Source organism: Dyella sedimenti, from assembly GCF_022760995.1.
GTDB classification, from domain to species: domain Bacteria; phylum Pseudomonadota; class Gammaproteobacteria; order Xanthomonadales; family Rhodanobacteraceae; genus Dyella; species Dyella sedimenti.
Genome location: NZ_JAKWJO010000002.1, coordinates 172,837 through 190,910, shown reverse-complemented (window position 1 = coordinate 190,910; position 18,074 = coordinate 172,837). Strand labels below are relative to the sequence as shown.

At 67.0% G+C, this 18,074-nt stretch carries 13 protein-coding genes; 4 read left to right on the top strand and 9 right to left on the bottom strand.

What is annotated here, in order from left to right; translation table 11 throughout:
* Positions 1-108: 108 nt before the first annotated feature.
* A complete protein-coding gene (locus MJ605_RS06085) occupies positions 109-3,168 on the bottom strand; it encodes a TonB-dependent receptor (RefSeq protein WP_243040247.1) in 3,060 nt (1,019 codons plus the stop codon).
* A 532-nt stretch (positions 3,169-3,700) separates the two neighbouring features.
* Between MJ605_RS06085 and MJ605_RS06080 the strand changes: the two genes are divergently transcribed.
* The gene (locus MJ605_RS06080; RefSeq protein ID WP_243040246.1) at positions 3,701-4,618 is read left to right on the top strand and encodes a recombination-associated protein RdgC; all 918 of its coding nucleotides are present in this window, start codon (positions 3,701-3,703) and stop codon (positions 4,616-4,618) included.
* A gap of 141 nt (positions 4,619-4,759) precedes the next feature.
* Positions 4,760-5,530, top strand: coding sequence for a M48 family metallopeptidase (locus MJ605_RS06075; RefSeq protein WP_243040240.1), 771 nt, complete (start codon positions 4,760-4,762; stop codon positions 5,528-5,530).
* Between the two features lie 59 nt (positions 5,531-5,589).
* On the opposite strand, the gene MJ605_RS06070 is transcribed toward MJ605_RS06075, so the two are convergent.
* The 6 genes from MJ605_RS06070 to MJ605_RS06045 all read right to left on the bottom strand — a co-directional run bounded on the left by MJ605_RS06070 (position 5,590) and on the right by MJ605_RS06045 (position 13,853).
* The gene (locus tag MJ605_RS06070; RefSeq protein ID WP_243040238.1) at positions 5,590-6,594 is read right to left on the bottom strand and encodes an alpha/beta fold hydrolase; all 1,005 of its coding nucleotides are present in this window, start codon (positions 6,592-6,594) and stop codon (positions 5,590-5,592) included.
* A gap of 73 nt (positions 6,595-6,667) precedes the next feature.
* Positions 6,668-8,527, bottom strand: coding sequence for a M1 family metallopeptidase (locus MJ605_RS06065; protein WP_243040231.1), 1,860 nt, complete (start codon positions 8,525-8,527; stop codon positions 6,668-6,670).
* Between the two features lie 106 nt (positions 8,528-8,633).
* Positions 8,634-8,942 carry an EF-hand domain-containing protein gene (locus MJ605_RS06060; protein ID WP_243040229.1) on the bottom strand — a complete coding sequence of 103 codons (309 nt, stop codon included), beginning with the start codon at positions 8,940-8,942 and terminating at the stop codon, positions 8,634-8,636.
* A gap of 106 nt (positions 8,943-9,048) precedes the next feature.
* Positions 9,049-10,731: an acid phosphatase gene (acpA, locus tag MJ605_RS06055; RefSeq protein ID WP_243040224.1), complete on the bottom strand. Its 1,683-nt coding sequence runs from the start codon at positions 10,729-10,731 to the stop codon at positions 9,049-9,051.
* On the bottom strand, positions 10,728-12,290 hold the full coding sequence (locus MJ605_RS06050; RefSeq protein WP_243040221.1) for a S10 family peptidase: 1,563 nt from the start codon (positions 12,288-12,290) through the stop codon (positions 10,728-10,730). Before MJ605_RS06050 ends, acpA begins: the two co-directional genes overlap by 4 nt.
* 18 nt (positions 12,291-12,308) lie before the next feature.
* Positions 12,309-13,853 carry a S10 family peptidase gene (locus MJ605_RS06045; protein WP_243040219.1) on the bottom strand — a complete coding sequence of 515 codons (1,545 nt, stop codon included), beginning with the start codon at positions 13,851-13,853 and terminating at the stop codon, positions 12,309-12,311.
* Between the two features lie 209 nt (positions 13,854-14,062).
* On the opposite strand from MJ605_RS06045, the gene MJ605_RS06040 reads away from it, so the two are divergent.
* Positions 14,063-14,521 (top strand): hypothetical protein, encoded by a 459-nt coding sequence (locus MJ605_RS06040; RefSeq protein ID WP_243040218.1) that lies wholly within the window; start codon positions 14,063-14,065, stop codon positions 14,519-14,521.
* A gap of 17 nt (positions 14,522-14,538) precedes the next feature.
* Here MJ605_RS06040 and MJ605_RS06035 read toward each other — a convergent pair whose 3' ends face one another.
* Both MJ605_RS06035 and MJ605_RS06030 read right to left on the bottom strand, forming a co-directional pair.
* Positions 14,539-16,146 (bottom strand): MASE1 domain-containing protein, encoded by a 1,608-nt coding sequence (locus tag MJ605_RS06035; protein WP_243040216.1) that lies wholly within the window; start codon positions 16,144-16,146, stop codon positions 14,539-14,541.
* A gap of 380 nt (positions 16,147-16,526) precedes the next feature.
* Entirely contained in the window at positions 16,527-17,036 is a 510-nt protein-coding gene (locus MJ605_RS06030) for an Lrp/AsnC family transcriptional regulator (protein WP_243040208.1), read from the bottom strand.
* A 108-nt stretch (positions 17,037-17,144) separates the two neighbouring features.
* On the opposite strand from MJ605_RS06030, the gene MJ605_RS06025 reads away from it, so the two are divergent.
* Complete coding sequence (locus MJ605_RS06025) at positions 17,145-18,068, top strand: DMT family transporter (protein WP_243040204.1); 924 nt, start codon at positions 17,145-17,147, stop codon at positions 18,066-18,068.
* Positions 18,069-18,074 lie beyond the last annotated feature (6 nt).

The window sequence follows — 18,074 nt, the reverse complement described above, 5'->3', positions numbered from 1 at the left end:
ACGAGATCCGGGCGATTTATCTCGCGAGCAGAAGCGCGACATGGTCAACGCCATCGGCAAGGGGGACGGCCAATGGCCGCCCCCTCTCTCCGAAGCCGCTGGTGAAGTTCAGAAGTCGTAGCGTGCGGTAAGCCGGAAATAGCGTGGGTCGGTGTAGTTCAGCTCGCGGCCGTATAGCGGGTTTACCGTGGTGCGGTTCGATGCATAACGCCAGTTGTACATCGTCGGCGTCTGGCGATTGAGCACATTGATCGCGTCGACCTGAAGGGTCAGCTTGTGGTTCAGCCCGGCCCAGTCTGGCGTGTAGGCCACATTGAGGTTGAGCTGGTAGGTCCATGGCGTGGTGCCCTGCGAGCCGCGTGGTGAAAAGCGATAGTCCGCCGAGGGCGCGACGTAGTTCGACGAACCTACGGCCGTACCCGATCCGGCTAGTCCGCAGAAGTAATAGTAGGAGCCGTTGTATAGGCCGGCATCAGCGGTGGGGTAGTAGCTGGTGCAGTTCTTCGGGCGGCCCGAGGCGGCGATCAAGGTGGTGCCGAAGCGCCATTCCGGGGTCAGCTGGTAGTAGCCGAACGCCTTGATCTGGTGGGCGCGATGATTCGGTAGCGGCCCGTTGGCGCCGACCATCAGCTGGGGCAGGTCCCAGTCCTGGGTGCGACCGACGTCTTCCTGTCCGCCTGAGCCGGTATCCAGGTCGGAGGCGAGCTGGCCTTCGGTGTTGCCGTAGTTGCGCGATAAAGTGTATTCCACCTTGCCGTACCACTTGTCGGCGAACGGACGCTCCAGGTAGAGATCGAGCGCGTAGTACTTGCGCTTGAGATCGGGCATGCCGAGCTGCTCCTTGCTGAAATACTCGGTGCGATAGCTGCCGTCCGGTTCGAGGAACACGAAGGTATTGCCCTGGCCGGGGTTGAAGGCGATGCAGCTTCCACCGAGCACCTGGGCGCAGGTGTCGTCGATGGCGCTTTGCAGCTTGCGATAAGTCAGCTTGGCGCCCCAGTTGTAGCGGTCGCCGAGCCGCTGCTGCATGCCCAGGATGTATTCGTCCTGGTAGTGCGAACGGATGTTCTTGGCCGCCACGGTGCGAGGGTCCGGTGCCTGGCCGCATTCGAGGTTGGAGGACACGCCGCCGTTGGGGCACAGGTACGGGCTGTTCGGGTTGACCGCGATCGGGTTCAGGCCGGTAGGTACGCCGGTCACCGGGTCCACGCCGGTATAGGTGAAGTACTGGCTGGTGATCAGCGAGCCGGAAATGCTGCGCGTGGCCGCGTTGTTGGGAATGGCCAGATGGTAGCGGCCGGCATTGGCGAACAGCTTGAGGCTGGCGTCGCCGTACACGTCCCAGGCGGCGCCGATGCGCGGCGCCAACTGGTGGCGCTGGCGGATATAGGCCTCGCCGTTCTTGTTGAAGTTGCTGAACTGCTCGTTGCGCAGGCCCACCGAAAGGAGCCAGCGCTCGTTGATCTGCCAGCGATCCTCGATGTACTGCGCCTCCTGTTCGGTTTTCACCGCCGCGCTGCGCGTGCTGTAGGCCTTGTAGACGTAATAGCCCTGGGTACCGTAGCCACCGGCCGATGCGGGCGAGCCGATCACGCCCAGGCCGCTGTTGATCGGTGTGTTCGGATTGGTCTGGCGGCCGTAGGCCCAGGCGTAATCGCCGACGTAGCTGGAGCCGGTGAACGACTTGGCGGTCTGCGCGTCGTAGCCCACCCGCAGGTCGTGGTCACCGAGCTGGTACTCGATGTCCAGCCGCCAGCCATGGGTGGAGTCGTTGGCGCCAGGTATCAGGGTGGTGGAGCTGATCGCGGTCTGGCAGCTGTTGTAGACCAGCCCCGGCACCTGCGACTGGGTCGAGGCGGAAATGTACGGGCAGTTCGGATCGTAGCCGTCGGGCGTTTCCACATGCTTGATCTTCTGCGTGCCGTACAGCGCCGACACCGTCAGATTGTCGGTCAGGTAGCCGGTGTACTTGCCGACGTACAGCTCGCCGCCGTTCTTGGTATAGACACCGCCGGTCTGGCTGTCGCCGTGGCTCAGGCTGCCGTAGTCGAAGGTGGAGCGATCCGACCAGTACTGGGTCTTGTCGGAAACGCCGGTCAGTTCCAGCAGGTGGTTGTCGGTGATGTTCCAGTCGAGCTTGCCAGTCCAGCGCGGCATCTCGTAGCTGTAGTCGTTCCAGCCGAAGCGCGCGGTTGCCGCCGAGGAGTTGGCATAGGACGCCACACTGGTGCCCTCGCGCCGGTTCATTTCCGCGTCGAGATAGAAGAACAGGCGGTCCTTGATCAGCGGGCCGCTGGCGTAGGCGCCATAGGTGGATTTCCAGTACTGGTTCTTGTCGCGGTACTGGTACAGGGTGCTGTCGGTGCGGTGGCTCGGGTCCGGGTCGTTGGCGGGATAGGCCCCGGTGTTGGGGTAATAGTTGTTGCGCGGGTTGGCACGCAGCGCCTGCGGTTCCCATATGGTGTAGACGCCGCCCTTCCACTGGTTGCCGCCGCGCTTGGTGATGAGGTTGATCACGCCGCCGGTGGAGCGGCCGAACTCCGCCCCATAGCCACCCGTCAGCACCTGTTCCTGGTCGATCGCATCGAACGGCAGCGTGGAAAAGCCGATGGCCGTGAGTGGATTGGTTACCGCGTAGCCATTGATGAAATACGCATTCTCCGAGGAGGCCGCGCCGCCGAAACTAGGCACGCCGTAGCTGGCATTGGCCACCACGCCGGGTGCCAGCATGGCCGCCGCGGCCACGCCGCGCTCCCCCATGGGCAACTTGGCGAGTTGCTCCGAGGTCAGCGCCGTTCGCGTGTCGATGGTGGAAACGTCGATGGCCGGCAACGCATTGGCGGTGACGATGACGGTACCCAGGTTCTGCGCCTGGGCCGCGGCGCTGGCGTCGAACGACACCTCGGTGCCGCCGGCGATGTTCAATTCAACGTTGTCGCGCGTGCCGATCGGCGCGCCGTCGGCGCCTTGCAAGGTGACCTTGTAGCGGCCGACCGGCAGCGAGGAGAACCGGTAGCGGCCCGATTTGTCGACCGCAGTGGTGCGGGTCAGGCCGGTGTCCGTGTTCTGGATGACCACGCTGGCGTCGTCGGCATGGCCGGCCACCTGGCCGAAAATGCTACCGGTGATATTGGACTGCGCCATGCCCGCCGTACTGGCCAGCGCCAACGCCAATCCTAGTGGTACCCCCCCCCCGCGCGTTATTGCCAGCGCCAGCGCCAGCGGCGTACGCCGCGCTGGTTTGTGGTGAATATGGCTTTGCCTTGTCAGGTTTTTCGTCACGCGCGTTCCTCCCATGGACATGTCCAGGCCGGGCCGTGGCGACAGCGAATCCCGTTGCGCGGCAAACCTTTCAGTCCGCGCATGCTTCGAAGGTCGTTGGACGCCACGGGTGGCCGCGAAGCCTTGCCGGCGCCGGTGTAGAACCCGCCGGCCGCAAGGTAAGTACCGCTACCGATTTCCCCTCGGGCGCTGCGTCGCAGCGCCTGATTTCAGTTATAGGAGGCGGGTTTTGGGGCGCGTAGCCGTGAAAGGCGCTCGCTGGCGAAAGCGCATGGCGATGGCGGCTGTAGGTGCAACGGCAGCCGGAGCTGGAACAGGGCGCCGCCGGCAGGGGCGAGCGGATGCATCCGGTATGATGGTGGTTTCGCTTCGTCCGTTACTGCGGGCGTGGACCATGCAGGCCGGATACGACCCACTTATGTTCTTTCGCAATCTCACGCTGTTCCGCTTTTCCCCCGCCGTCGCCACCGACCTCGACCGCCTGGACGAGGCCCTGGGCGAACATCGCCTGCGCCCCTGCGGGCCGATGGAGATGGGTACCAAGGGCTTCGTGCCGCCGGTGGGCCGGGGCGAGGAGGCGCCGCTCACCCATGCCGTCCATGCCTGCACCCTGGTCACCGTGGGCAGTGAGGACAAGCTGCTGCCCGGTTCCGTGGTGAACGACGAACTTGCCCGCCGCGTGCAGAAGATCGCCGAAGAAGAAGGCCGCAAGGTCGGCGGCCGCGAGCGCAAGCGCCTGAAGGAGGACGTGCTCAACGAACTGGTGCCACGCGCCTTCATCCGCAGCTCGCGTCTGCGTGCCTACGTGGACAAGAAGCACGGCTGGCTGGTGCTGGATACCTCCAGCCGCAAGTCCGCCGAGAACGCGCTGACCCAGATGCGCGAGGCCCTGGGCAGTTTCCCGGCCGTGCCGCTGGCGCCCGAGGAAGGTCCGCGCGTGCTGATGACCGACTGGCTGGCCAACGGCAACCTGCCGGCCGGCCTGGCCCTGGGCGACGAGGTGGAGCTGCGCGACCCGGCCAGCGCCACCGGGGCCATCGCCAAGTGCCGCCGCCAGGACCTGGACAGCGAGGAGATCAAGGAGCACCTGCGCAATGGCAAGCAGGTGTTCCAACTCGGTCTCATTTTCGATGAGAGGATGAGCTTCGTACTGGGCGAGGACCTGATCGTGCGCAAGCTGAAGTTCCTGGACGTGGTCACCGACGAATTGGGCGATAGCCACCCGGATGCCGCCGCCGAGGCCGACGCCACCTTCGCCCTGCTTACCCTGGAGCTGGAGCGGCTGCTGGGCAAGCTGGAGGAATGGTTCGGCCTGCCCCGGCCAGCCGAGGGCTGAAGCTTGGCTGCGCCCCCCCTGCAGGCAGGGGAGGGCGCGGGAAGTTAGTCACAGGCTCGTCTTGCGAAGACTGCATGCTCCCCCCACATTGTCCGAGGGACACTAGCGGGCCTGGACGCCGGGCAGTATCAAGGCGGGGACATGACGCAGCATCTCGAAGGCGACTGGCTGGAACTGGCCACCACCAGCGGCAGCACGATCCGCGTGCTCAAGGCCGCGCATCCGCGTGCGCGCCGGCTGCGCCTGACGGTGACGCCGAAGGGTGCCCGCGTGTCGTACCCGCACGGCACCCATCCGGCCCAGGTCAGCGCCTTCCTGCGGCACCATGCCGACTGGCTGGAGCGCAAGCTTGACGAGCTGCACCTCATCGTCAAGCCGCTGCCGCCGCTGCGGCTGGGCACGCCCACCGAATTTCCGCTGCGCGGCGAGACCGTGCTGCTCGACTGGGCGGAAGGCCCATACCCGCGCGTGGAGGCGGGCGAGGGCAGCCTGACCCTGGTGATCCCCCGGCCGCACACGCGGGCGCTGCCGGTGGCGCGTGGCCTGCTCGCCTCGTACTTCGAAACGCAGATCCGCCGTGACGTCTCGCGCTGGCTGGCCGGCTACGTGCCGCAGCTTGGGCTGGCGCCCACCGCGCTGCGCGTGCGCCCGATGAAGAGCCTGTGGGGCAGCCTGGACACCCGCGACCGCATCAACCTCGACCTCGCGCTGGCGCTCGCGCCGCCGGCCGCCCTGCGCTACGTGCTGGCGCACGAGCTGTGCCACCTGAAGGTGCGCAGTCACGCGCCGCGCTTCTGGGCCCAGGTGGAGCAGCTCTTTCCCGACTGGCGCGAGCAGCGCGACTGGCTGCGCTTGAACGGCGCCTGGTTGAAGACGGAACTGGATCGCCTGATCGCCGACGTGGCCGATTGACGGCGGAGCACGTAGTGGATGCGTCCCCGCCGTGAGGCGTCGCGTCCGTGTGGAGAGCGTCAGTGCGACAGCGCGAACGAGGTCAGGATGCGCGCCGTCTCGTCCGGCTTCTCCAGGATCGGCATGTGGTTGCAGCCGTTGAGCGTGCTGGTGCTGATGGCGCTGGCGTTCTTCAGGCCGTTGCGCAGGCTGTCCAGCGCGGAGATGTCGATGATCTTGTCGTCATGGCACCACAGACCCAGTACCGGCATGGACAGCTTGTCCAGGCGGTTCTGCAGCGCCAGGTATTGCGAAGGGTCGCGCAGTTCGTCGAAGGTGCGCTCGATGAAGGCGCGATTCTGCTGGTTGCGCTTGATAAGCACGTCCTGGAAGCGGCCGGGAAGGTCCAGCGGCTTGGCGAAGGCCAGTGCGGTGGCCGTGGCGAACTGCTCGCGGTCGTCGTAGATGAACGGGTTCTTGCCGGCCAGGGCGCCGCGCGCGAAGTCGTTCTCGTCGGCCTTGAGGCCGAACGAGTCGATCAGGGCCAGCTCGGCCACGTGCTCGGGATGCTCGGCGGCGTAGACGCCGGCGATGGCGCCGCCCATGGAGTGGCCGATCAGCACGAAGCGCGGCAGCCGCAAGGCCTGCACGAAGCCATCCAGCCGCGCGACCTGGGCGTCGATGTTGTAGCTGGCGCCTTCCTCGCGGGTGGATTCACCCCAGCCCGGCAGGTCGGGAGCGATCACGTGGAAATGCGGGGTCAGCTGCTCCATCTGCTTGAGCCACACTTCCTTGCTGGCGTCGAAGCCGTGCAGCACCAGCAGGGTCGGGCCCTGGCCACCCTCGAAGTACACCCAGGTGGTATCGCCCACCTGCACCGAGTGCTTGTCCACGTGCGCGGCCATCGCCTGCCGCTTGGCGTCGGCCTGCACCAGCCATTGTGGCGCGAACAGGTAGGAGCCACCCAGCACGACGGCCAGCAGCACCGCCACGAAGGCGAGGAACTTGAGCCGGCGCAGGGCCAGCCGCTGCCATAGCGGTCGGTCGGAGGCGGCGGGAATGGGCTTGGCGTTCTTGGCGTTCATGGGCGGGGCATCATGGGGACGATGGGCATCGATGGCGACGCGCGCCGCCTTTTGCAAGGCGGCGCGTCCGGGCTCACGGGCTGTTCTTCTTCTTCGCCTTGGCGAACACCGCCTCGACCGCTTCCTGCGTCATCGGGTGGTAGCCCGGCTTGGCCTTGGCATAGACCTGCTCGGCATAGGCCAGGCCGTCCGGCGTCCTGGCGAAGGCCTTGTACAGCGGCATGGTCAGGTAGAGGCGGCCGATGCGGGTCATGTGCTCGGCGGCAGCGCTCCACACGTCCTTGTCGCCGGCGGCGATGGCGTGGCTGTACCAGCGCATGCCGATCTCGGCGTTGGGCGTGCCGGTGAGGTGCCAGGCGGCGTCGACCGCCTTGATCCTGTCCAGCGGCGTCACGTCCGGCAGGCCGTCGAGGAAGTACATCCATTCCTGCGTGTTCCAGCCCTTCGCGTCGAGCCTGTCCGCGCCGAGCGAGCCGGCGAGGAACGACGCGCGCTGTCTGTCGATGGCGTCGAAGCGCGGCGAATCCGGCAGCGGCGCGTCCTTCGGAACGCCCGGCTGGTACACCCACTGCGTCACCTCGTCCCAGCTCATCTTGCCGGGATTCGTGTCGAACAGGTTGGCCTTGAGGTAGTCCAGCATCTGCTCGGTGGTGATGCTCTGGAAGGCGAAGTGCGCGAAATAGCCCTTCAGGTAGGCGTCGAAGGTGGCGCGGCCGAAGCGCTGCTCCAGCGTGCGCAGGAACCACGAGCCCTTGTCGTAGGCCACGTCGGAGAGCGCATCGTCGGCGCCGATGCCGCGCGGGTCGGGCGCGAGCTTCTGCGCGTTGGCCGGCATCTCGCCGATCTTCTTCTGCAGCGCGCGGGCCGAGATCAGCGCTTCCTCGTCGGCCAGCGCCTTGCCGTACACGGCCTCGGTGATGCGGCCCTGTACGTAGGTGGTGAAGCCCTCGTTGAGCCAGCCGTCGCGCCAGTCGGCGTTGGTCACCAGGTTGCCGGACCAGGAATGGGCCAGCTCATGGGAGATCACGCTGACCAGGCTCTTGTCCCCGACCACGATGGTGGGCGTGGCGAAGGTCATGTTGGGGTTTTCCATGCCGCCGAACGGGAACGAGGGCGGCAGCACCAGCAGGTCGTAGCGGCCCCAGGCGTAGGGGCCGTAGAGCGTCTCGGCGGTGGCGATCAGCTTCTCGGTGTCCTCGAATTCCCTGGCGGCCTTGTCGGCCACGGCGGGCTCGGCGTACACCGCGCTGCGCGGGCCGGTTTCGCGCACGGCGATGTCGCCGGCGGCGATGGCGAGCAGGTAGGAGGGAATCGCGTGCGGCTGGTCGAAGGAGAAGTCGCCGTCGAGCGGATGGTGCGCGTCGTTGAGCGCGCTCATCACCACGCGCACGTCCTTCGGCGCGGTGACATGCGCGTCGTAGGTGAAGCGGATGGCGGGCGAGTCCTGCAGCGGCACCCACGAGCGCGCGTGGATGGACTCGGACTGCGAGAACATGAAGGGCAGCTTCTTGTCGGCCGTCTGTTCCGGGCTGAGCCACTGCAGGCCCGAGGCGGTGGGCACGGTCGAGTAGACGATGCGTACCTGCGCCGGATGCTTCGGCGCGGCGATGGTCAGCTTGCTGCCCAGTTCCTTGTCGCGCGGCGCCAGGGCGTAGGTGAGCGCGCTCGCCTTGCCGGCGTCGTCGATGCCCTCGACGCTGGCGATCTTCAGGTCGCGCGTGTCCAGCACCAGCGACTGCGCCCTGGGATCCTTCCAGTCCAGCTTCAGCGTGGCCCGGCCATCGAGTTGCCGGTGCGGGAAGTCGATCTTCAGGTCCAGGTCCAGGTGGGTGACGCGCACCTGGTCGGGCTGGGCGTAGGAATGCGGATCGGCGGCATGGGCGCCCAGCGGCAGCACCAGGGCGCCGAGGGCGAGGGCATGGAACGGGCGCATCGAGGGAAAACTCCATCAGCAGGAACGCCGAGTATGCCATCGACGGCCCGCTCCCGGCCGGTGCGGATGGTCATGAGGGTGGTGCCGTGGCGCCCGGTGGGCTGCTTCAGTGCCCGCTACTGGCGGCGGCCGCGGGCGTGCGGTGCAGCGACTGCAGGTAGTCGGCCACGTCCTGCTTGGACACCGCGCCGCGATGGTTCTTGTCGATGGCGTCGAAGTGGGCGCGGATGAAGGGCACCGGGCCGTCCTCCGCCTCCTGCCGGGTCAGCAGCCCGTCGCGGTTCTTGTCGGCGATGTCGAAGTTCTTCATCGCGTTCTGCGCTTGGTTGACGATGCCGCCGAGGCCGGTCTGGGCATGGGCGGTGGCGACAAGCGCAAGGGCGCCGGCAAGGAAAAGCATACGAAGGCGATGCATGGGTTCTCCCCTCCTTGAACGAGTGCGCGGAGTATGGCGCCGGGGATGTGAGCGGGGCGAAAAGCGGTCGCTGTAGGAACGCACCCTGTGCGCGACCAGTCTGGCCTCAACCCCCAAACGCCAGCGCGTTGGTAAGGTCCCCCGGCGCCGGTCCCCCGGCGGCCACCATGGCCTGCTCGCGCATCGTCAGCCCCGGCAGTTTCGCCAGCCCGAAGCGGCGGGTCAGGAAGCGGGCGATCGAGCCGGTGTCGTAGATGGTGTGGTCCACGTGGCCCTTCCTGGCGAACGGCGACACGATGATGGCGGGGATGCGCGAGCCCGGCCCCCAGCGGTCGCCCTTGGGCGGGGCCACGTGGTCCCACCAGCCGCCGTTCTCGTCCACCGTGATGACGACCAGCGTGTGCTTCCACGAGGGCGACTTCTGCAAGGCGTCGACGATGCGCATGATGTGGCGGTCGCCCGCATCCACGTCGGAATAGCCGGCGTGCATGTTGAGGTCGCCTTCCGGCTTGTAGAAGCTCACCGCCGGCAGGCAGTCGGCCTCGATATCGGCGAGGAACTTGTTGGTCTGCGCGGTCTTGCCCACGCCACCGTCGCGCAGGTGCCTGGCGCGCGCCTCGGTGCCGGGGGCGAAGCTCTTGAAGTAGTTCAGCGGCTGGTGGTGGATCTGGAAGTTCGGCCGCTGCGGGAACTGGTGCTCGTCGCCGTCGCCCTTGCCGTCCAGCGCCAGTTGCCAGGCGCCGGCATACCAGGCCCAGTCCACGCCCGCCTCGGACAGCACGTCGCCGATGGTCTTGTGCAACTGCGGCGGCAGCGTGTTGGGGCTGTCCGCGCTGGCCAGCAGCGGGTCCTTGTCCGACTTCGTGCTGGTTGGCTGGTACGGCGGCATCATGGTGTTGACCGCCCAGAAATCGGGCGTGAGCTGGCTGCGCGAAGCGAACTTCGGGCGCCCTTGCATGGCGCTGGCCGGCGATTCCTCCGAGAGCTTCAGGCGCGGGTCGTCCGCGCGGCCGCTTTCGGTCACCGCGATGTTGAACTGCGCGGGGCTCTTGTCCGCGTCCGGATAGAACGGCGGCTGCGCGGCCACCAGGTATTGGTGGTTGAGGAACGAGCCGCCGAAGGCGCCCATGAAGAAGTTGTCGCACAGCGTGTACTGGCGCGCGAGCTGCCACAGCCGTAGGTTGGCCGCGCTGTCGCCATAGTGGCCCATCACCATCGCGCCGGTGTCGCCCCAGGCGACGAAGCCGTCGTTCCTGCCGCCGTTGATCTGCCGCTGGTTCTCGTAGAACGCGTGCACCAGGTCGCGGGTGACCACGCCGTGCGGCAGTGGCTCGCCGCTGCCGGTGCGCAGCGCCCACGGCGCGTTCGGCAGGTCCTTGAGGTCGTCCTGCAACACCTGGTAGCTGCGATGGTTCACCACCTGCTGGTGCGGCGCCAGGCCATGCCAGATCGGCGGCAAGGTCGTGAGCAGCGAGCCGTCGCGGTCGCGCTGCTGGTATTGCTCCGGCTTGAGCGTGCCCAGTGGCTGTTCCACGCCGGGGAAGTCGGCGAACAGGTTGTTGAAGCTGCGGTTCTCGGCGTAGATCACCACCACGCGCTGGATATGCCGGCGCAGGGCCGCGTCCAGCGCGTCGGGCGGGGATGCGGCGGACGATGTGCCGCCCAATGCCTCGCGCCCGCCGACCGCGAGCGCGGCGCCGGTAAGCGCGAGGCCGCCGAGCAGGCGGCGGCGCGCGGGGTCGAGCGGCTGCTCCTCGCCCGCTGCGGTGTCGGCCGGCTGCTTGCTCACGGCGCGGCGTCGTCGTAGAAGCGGGCGAGGTCCGCCTTGGCCTGCTCCAGCGAGCGCTGGTCGAGATAGATCATGTGGCCGGACGGATAGAAGCCGAACGTGATGTTCTTGCGCTGCGCGGATTCGAGCCCCAGGTGGGAGAGATCGAACTCGGTGGCGTAGAACGGCGTGGCCAGGTCGTAGTAGCCGTTGGCCGAGAACACCTTCAGGTGCGGGTTGCGGCGCATGGCATCGCCCAGGTCGTCAGCCACGTAGGTGGCCTGCAGCCAGCCGCCGTTCTTCTTGCGCTTCCAGTCCCAGTTGCGGTTGATGGCGCCGTAGTTGTTGGGCAGGTACGGACGGTCCTCGGTGAACTTCAGCTCGTTGGCCGCGTACTGGTTGAACAGGGCCACATAGGCGCCGGTCACGGCATCGCTGGCAGTGTCGCCATCGGGCGTCTCGCCGGCGGCATCCGGATCGATGCCCTGGAAACGGCCGTCCAGACGTCCGACGGTCAGGCGCTCGTCGCGCAGCAGTTCCTTGCGGAAGCGGCTGGGGCCGATGCGCAGGTTGGCCTCCTTGATGTACTGCGGCGACAGGCCGAGGTAGCGGCTCAGCTGGTTGGCGATGCGGTCGGCCTCGGCAGGGTCGATGGCGTCGCCCTTGGCCAGGGCCAGCGTGTAATCGCCGGAGGCGAAGCGGCGCACCTCGGCGAGGAAGCCGCCGATGTCGGCCGGCTTGTTCGGCACCTTGTTGTGGTACCAGGCGATCGCCGCTTCGGTGGGCAGGTTCACGATGTAGCCGTGGTCGATGCCCGGCGCGGCCACCGAGAAGTCGAGGATGGAGGACATCAGCACCACGCCGTTGAACTCCATGCCCGTTTCCTGCAGCGACTTCACCAGCACCGCCGAGCGGGTGGTGCCGTAGCTTTCGCCGAACAGGAACTTGGGCGAGTTCCAGCGGTTGTTGACGCTGACGTAGCGCGTGATGAAGCGGGTGAACGCATCGGCGTCCTGGTCCACGCCCCACACGTCCTTGCCTTCGGTCTTGCCGACCAGCTGCGAGTAGCCGGTGCCCGGCGCGTCGATGAATACCAGGTCGGTCTTGTCGAGCAGGCTGTCCTCGTTGGGCACCAGGTGGTAAGGCGCGGGCGGCACCGGCTTGTCGCCCTCGTTGGCCACGCGCACCGGGCCGAACGAGCCCATGTGCAGCCACATCGAGGACGAACCCGGGCCGCCGTTGTAGAAGAATGTCACCGGGCGCTTGCCGCCCTTGCCGCCGTCGGCAGTGTAGGCGACGTAGAAGAAGCTCACCGTCGGCTTGCCCTTGTCGTCGCGGATCAGCAGGCGTCCGGCGGTGGCGGTGTAGCTGATGCTGCGGCCGCCGATGCGCACGCTGTGCTTGGTGGCCACGGCGCGGTCGGCGGGAACGGGTTGCTCGTCGGCCTTCTTGTCCTTGCCGTCCTTGTCGGCCTGCGCCTTGGGCGCGTCCTTGGGCGGATTGTCGTCGGCGTGCGTGGGCAGGGCGCCCAGCGCGAGGGTGATGGCGAAGGCCAGCGAGGCGAGCGGAAGCGTGCGCATGGTCGGTCGTCTCCGGGATCAGGAGTGGGTGGTGGCGTCGTAGTAGCGCGCCAGGTCGCCCTTGAGCTGCTGCAGCGCTTCGGTGTTCAGGTAGATCATGTGGCCCGACGGGTAGTACAAGAAATGCAGGTTGCCGCGCAGCGACGGCTCCAGGTTCATGTGCGAGAGGTCGTACTCGGTGATGAAGAACGGCGTGGCGAAGTCGTACCAGCCGTTGACCGACAGCACCTGCAGGTGGGGATTGGTGCGCATCGCATGCGCCAGGTCGCCCGCCACGTAGGCGGTGGGCAGCGGGCGGCGCGCGCCGGCGGCCTTGTGCTTCCAGTCCCAGTCCTTGTTGATGTCGCCGAAGGTGGGCCGGTAGTCCAGGTCGCTGTGGTAGTTGAGCTGGTCGGTGACGTAGTCGTGGAAGGCGCTGACGAAGGCGCCGCTGATGCCGGTGTCGGAGGCGTCGTAGCCAGGCACCTCGCCGGCGGCATCCTCGTCCACGCCTTCGAAGCGGGCGTCGTAGCGGCCGAGGGTGCGGCGCTCGTCGCGCAGCAGCTCCTTGCGGAAGCGCGAGGGCTCGACGCGCAGGTTGGCTTCCTTGATGTACTGCACCGACAGGCCCGTATAGGCGGCCAGCTGACGCGCCACCGCATCGGCCTCGGCCGGCGGCACGTCCTGGCCCTTGGCCAGCGCGGCGGCATACGGTCCCTGCGCGAACGTGCGCACCTGGTCCAGGTAGGCCCTGAGGTCGGCGGGCTTGTTGGCGAGCTTGTTGTGGTACCACGCGGCGGCGGCGTAGCTGGGCACGTAGCCGACGTACATTTCGTCGTAGCCCGGCATGCGCACGCCATAGTTGAGGATGGAGGACATGATGATCACGCCGTTGAAATACATGCCCTTGTCCTGCAGCGCGTCCACCAGCGCGCCCGAGCGCGTGGTGCCGTAGCTCTCGCCGTAGAGGAACTTGGGCGAATTCCAGCGGTTGTTGATCGACACGTAGCGCTGGATGGCGCGGCTGAAGGCGGACACGTCCTGGTCCACGCCCCAGAAGTCCTTGCCCTCGGCCTTGCCCAGCGGGCGCGAATAGCCCGTGCCCACGGCGTCGATGAACACCAGGTCGGTCTTGTCGAGCAGGCTGTCCTTGTTGGGCACCAGCTGGTAGGGCGCTGGCGCGGTGGCGGCGGGGCTGGCCGTCTCGATGCGCACCGGGCCGAACGAGCCCATGTGCAGCCACATGCTGGAGGAGCCGGGGCCGCCGTTGTAGAGGAAGGTGACCGGGCGCTGCTCCGGCTTGCCGCCGTCCACCGTGTAGGCCACGTAGAACACGCTGGCCTGCGGCTCGCCCTTGTCGTCGCGGATGATCAGCGTGCCGGCGGTGGCCGTGTAGCTGACCGAGCGGCCGCCGATGCTGACGCTGTGCCGGGTGCGCACGGCCGTTTCGGTGGATGGCGCCTGGACGTCCTCGTCCTTGCCGGCGGGTGTGGTTTTATCGGCATGGGCATCCTTGGCCAGCACGGCGGAGCAGGGCGACAGCACGAGGCTGCCGGCCAGCAGCAGGTACAACAGACGGCGCATGCAACTTCCCCTGGTGGCGATTGGATCGATGTAACGCCCGAGTATGCGCATCACGGCGCCGTCACGACCGTGACAAAAGTACTGGGTAGGCGTCGGGCTCCGCCCATCGCAAGGTTCCGCGATGGGCGTTGCCGACGGGCCAGGATCGTGGTGCTACATTGCCCGGGCGCCTGAAGGCGTCGCCACCACGAAGGAAAAGGGGAATGACCATGACGAAGACAACACTGTGCCGCGTCGCGCTCGCCGGACTGCTGTTTGCGGGTCTGTCGGGCGCCGCCCTTGCCGCCCAGCCGGCCGCCACGGGCCTGGGCCAGGCCTGGCCGAACACCACCGACGTCAGCGCCAGCCCGAACTGGCACGCCTACGTGTTCATGCTGGGTGGCGTGAAGTACATCCAGGTCAACGACCGCAACGGCAACGTCATCGGCGCCGTGGGCACCTCCAGCGGCCAGTTCATCACGCTGCCGATCGGCACCTTCGCCCAGCTGGTGAGCACCCCGCAGCAGCCGGCCGCCGTGGCGACCACATCCCAGCCGGCCTCGACGCCGACCACGGTCTACCAGGACGATACGGTGCAGGTCACGGCCACTCCGCAGACCGATGGCACCGTCAGGCTGACGGCCGCCTCGACCTGCGATCCGATCGAATGCAGCAACCACGCCCAGTGAATGCGCGCCCGCGCTCCTCAACCCCGGCGGCGTAGCTCACTGCCGGGGTTCTCGGGGTCGAACAGGATCACGCTGATACAGCGTCCCCCGGAAATCAGGTGCTCGCGCGCGCGGCCCTCGAAGGTGGCGGCGCGGTCCTCGATGGCCGGCCAGCCCAAGCCTGTTGCGGTGCGTAGCACGCGTGGCAGCAGTTCATCCCACCTGACGTTCGCCACCTGCTCCGCGGTGGAGCGCAGATTGATTCGGACTACGCTCCACTTGCGCTGACTGTTTCGGCCGCCGCAGCGAACCTGCACCCGGATGTCGCTGACGTCGCCCCGCGTGCAGCCATCGGCGATGGCCTCACAGACGACACGATAGATCGCCAGATGGATCGTCGGCGACAGCGTGCTCACCGGGCCGCGCAGGTCGCACCAGTAGGACACGCCGGACTCGTCCAGCACCCGTGCCATGGGGCCTTCGCGAAGCACGGCGTGCAGCCCGCGCTCGCGCCAGGTCACCGGACACAAGCTGTCGGCGAGGCGATACAACTGGTCCTGCGCCACCAACGCCTGGCGGCGATAGTGGCGGTCGTCGATGACCGGGGTCATGTGGTGCAGGCGCCCGAGCATCATGTTGTAGACCGATTGCACGGTCTCGCGTACCTGTTCGAGCGCCTGGGAGGTCGAGCGCAGCTGCATTTCGCCCAGGTGCACGTTGCGCTGCGCCAATGCCAGGGCGAAGCGCGTGTCGGAGCGTTCCTGTTGCGCCTGTTCGTCCAGCACGCGAATGCGCGCGCCGGTAAGCAACATCGTGGATATGGTGAAGGCGATGAATACCTGCGCATCCAGCGTGCTGACGTCGTATTTGGTCGGCATCAGTACGATGACGGCAAAGCTGCCAAACGTACCGCCCAGGGCAGCGCCCTGCCAGCCATAGCGAAGCGTGAGCCAGACCACGGGCAGGAACATCGCGACCTGGGCAATCTGGCGGGTGCTGCTTTCCGGCGCCGCGCTCAAGCCCATCCACATCAGGATGATCAGCATGGGCACCAGCAAGAACACGGATTCCATGCCCAGCTTGCTCTTGAGGAAGCGCGCGCTCCACATCGTCCACGTCGTTTCCGACAGAAGTTGGCGGATCACCAGCACGAAGGGCACCACGGTCAGGATGCCCATGTAGTTGCCAAGCATCCAGCGGCCAGCCACGACGCCGTAATGAATGGGGGCATAACCCACCGGGAGCCTGGCGGTCGCCACCAGGCCGAGGCTATAGCCGGTCCTTATCGCTGCGACGGCCAGAGCGCAGACGAGCAGGGTTCCCATGTTGACGGTGGTCCTGGTGGGGAGGACATTCCACCGCTCGCGTGCGAGGTAGACAACGGGCATGGCGAATGCGATCGAGGGCACCGCGTTGCACCAGGCCCAGGTCGGACCCAGTTGATCCACGCACGTCACGCTCAAGTAAGCCAGCGAGGCGAACTCGCCCACCAGCAGTGCCGGCCAATAGCGATAAGGCACCAGCAGCAGCGCCGACATGTGCAGGCCACACAGGACGAGCCAGTGCGAGATCGAAAGCTCGCGGAATAGCGATACGCCCAGGGCGTACGCCACGGCGATCGCGACTTGGCAGAGCCAGAAAGCCACTCCTGTTCCCCTACGCATATCCAACCCCTTGCTGGACAGAGCGTCCTTTCCTCGACCATCCACAGCTGACGACCGAATCGCTTGTAGGTTCACCATGATGTTCATCAGGCCGCCCCGTGCGGAGCATGCTAACCCAATCGGAACGCGCCTACCCTCGCAATTGATTGCGACTTACGGGTTTGTCGGGTGCCATGCTCTTGCACCCGAGCCATGATCGTGCGCTTCCTCGGAATTGGCCAAGCGTGGCATGCACCTTTCGATTGGAAGCGGCAGCCAGTCACCCAACTGAAGGATGATTGGTTGGAAGTGTGATGAAGTTCACGCGGGCATGCGTTTCCCGGTACTGGACCTGAGACAGGGTGTCGGCAAGTTCTCGCGAATCAATCCCGCAGCAGGGCGCGTCCTGCCTGCCACATGGCCCGCGTCACTGGCCGATTCTCGTGGGGCGCCTGCAATACCACCAGGGTGGTGGTGCTGATGCTGTGATGAAGCTTGAGCAGGCGGTCGAGCACGGTTTCCAGGTGCGGGATGGACATGGCCACCACGCGCAGCAGGGCCGAGTCCTCGCCGGCCAGGCGGCGGCAGTCGAGCACCTCGGGAATATCGGCCACCAGTGCGCCCACGCGGGCGCAGATACCGCCGTCGCAACGCAGGCGGATCATCGCGTCGATCTCATAGCCGAGCTTGCGCGGGTTCACCACGGCCCGGTAGCCGGCGATCACCCCGGCTTCTTCCAGCCGCTTTACGCGCTCGGCCACCGCCGGGGCGGACAGGCGCACCTTGCGTCCCAGTTCCGCATAGCCCAGGCGAGCGTCCTGCTGCAGGGCTTCCAGCAACTGCCAGTCGGTGGCGTCCCAAGTAGGTTTCGATTCAAAGGCGGCAGCGTTCATGACAATTTCGATCCGAAGAGAAACACTGGAATCCTACGCTGATTCGTCATTCAAGCGCGCCGTGAAGGGACTTACGATGCGCTCGTTTCCCCACCGGAATCCTTCCTCATGCCAACCCCGGAACGCCTGGACGGGCGTGCCCTCGCCTATATCGGCATCGCCCTGCTCACCTGGTCCTCGGCCTACGCGGCGATCGCCTATGCGCTGGCCTCGTTCAGTCCGGGCGAAGTGGCGCTGGCGCGCCTGGCCATCGGTTCGTTGTGCTTCGCCGCGCTGCTGGTGGCCCGGCGGGTGCCATTGCCGGCACGGCGCGACTGGCCGGCCCTGGCGGCGCTGGGCGTGATCGGCCTCACTGTCTATCACCTGTGTCTCAACATGGCCGAAACCCGCGTCGCCAGTGGCACCGCCGCCATCCTGATCTCGCTGGTGCCGGCCACCACCGCGGCGCTGTCGGCGATCTGGCTGCGCGAACGCCTGTCGCCGCGCACGCTCACCGGCCTGGCCGTGGCCCTGCTGGGCGTGGTGATGGTGGTGCTGACCAGCGGCAAGGACCTGAAGATCGAGCCGATGGCGGCGCTGGTGCTGGTGAGCGTGCTGGCGTGCTCGGTGTTCTTCGTCGGCCAGAAGCCGTTCTTCGTGCGCCACGGCATGCTGGGCGTCACCGGCTTCACCTTCTTCGCGGGCGCGCTCGGCGCACTGCCGTTCGGCCTTGGCCTGCCGCATGCCTTGGCCGTAGCGCCAGCCGCGCGCATCGGCGCGCTGCTGTGGCTGGGCATCGCGCCCACCTTCATCGGCTACATCGCCTGGAACGCGGCGCTGCATCGTGCTCCCGCCTCGCAGGTCAGCAGCTTCATCTACTTTTCGCCGCCGATCGCGGTGCTGATCGGCTGGGCATGGCTTGGCGAACGCCCGACTCTGCTGACCCTGGCAGGCGGCGTGGTCACCGTGGGCGGCGTGGTGCTGGCCAATGCGCGCCGCCGCACGCCGGCGTCTCCCGCCCCTGCTGCCGCGGCAACCGCCAAGATGCCCTGAGGATGT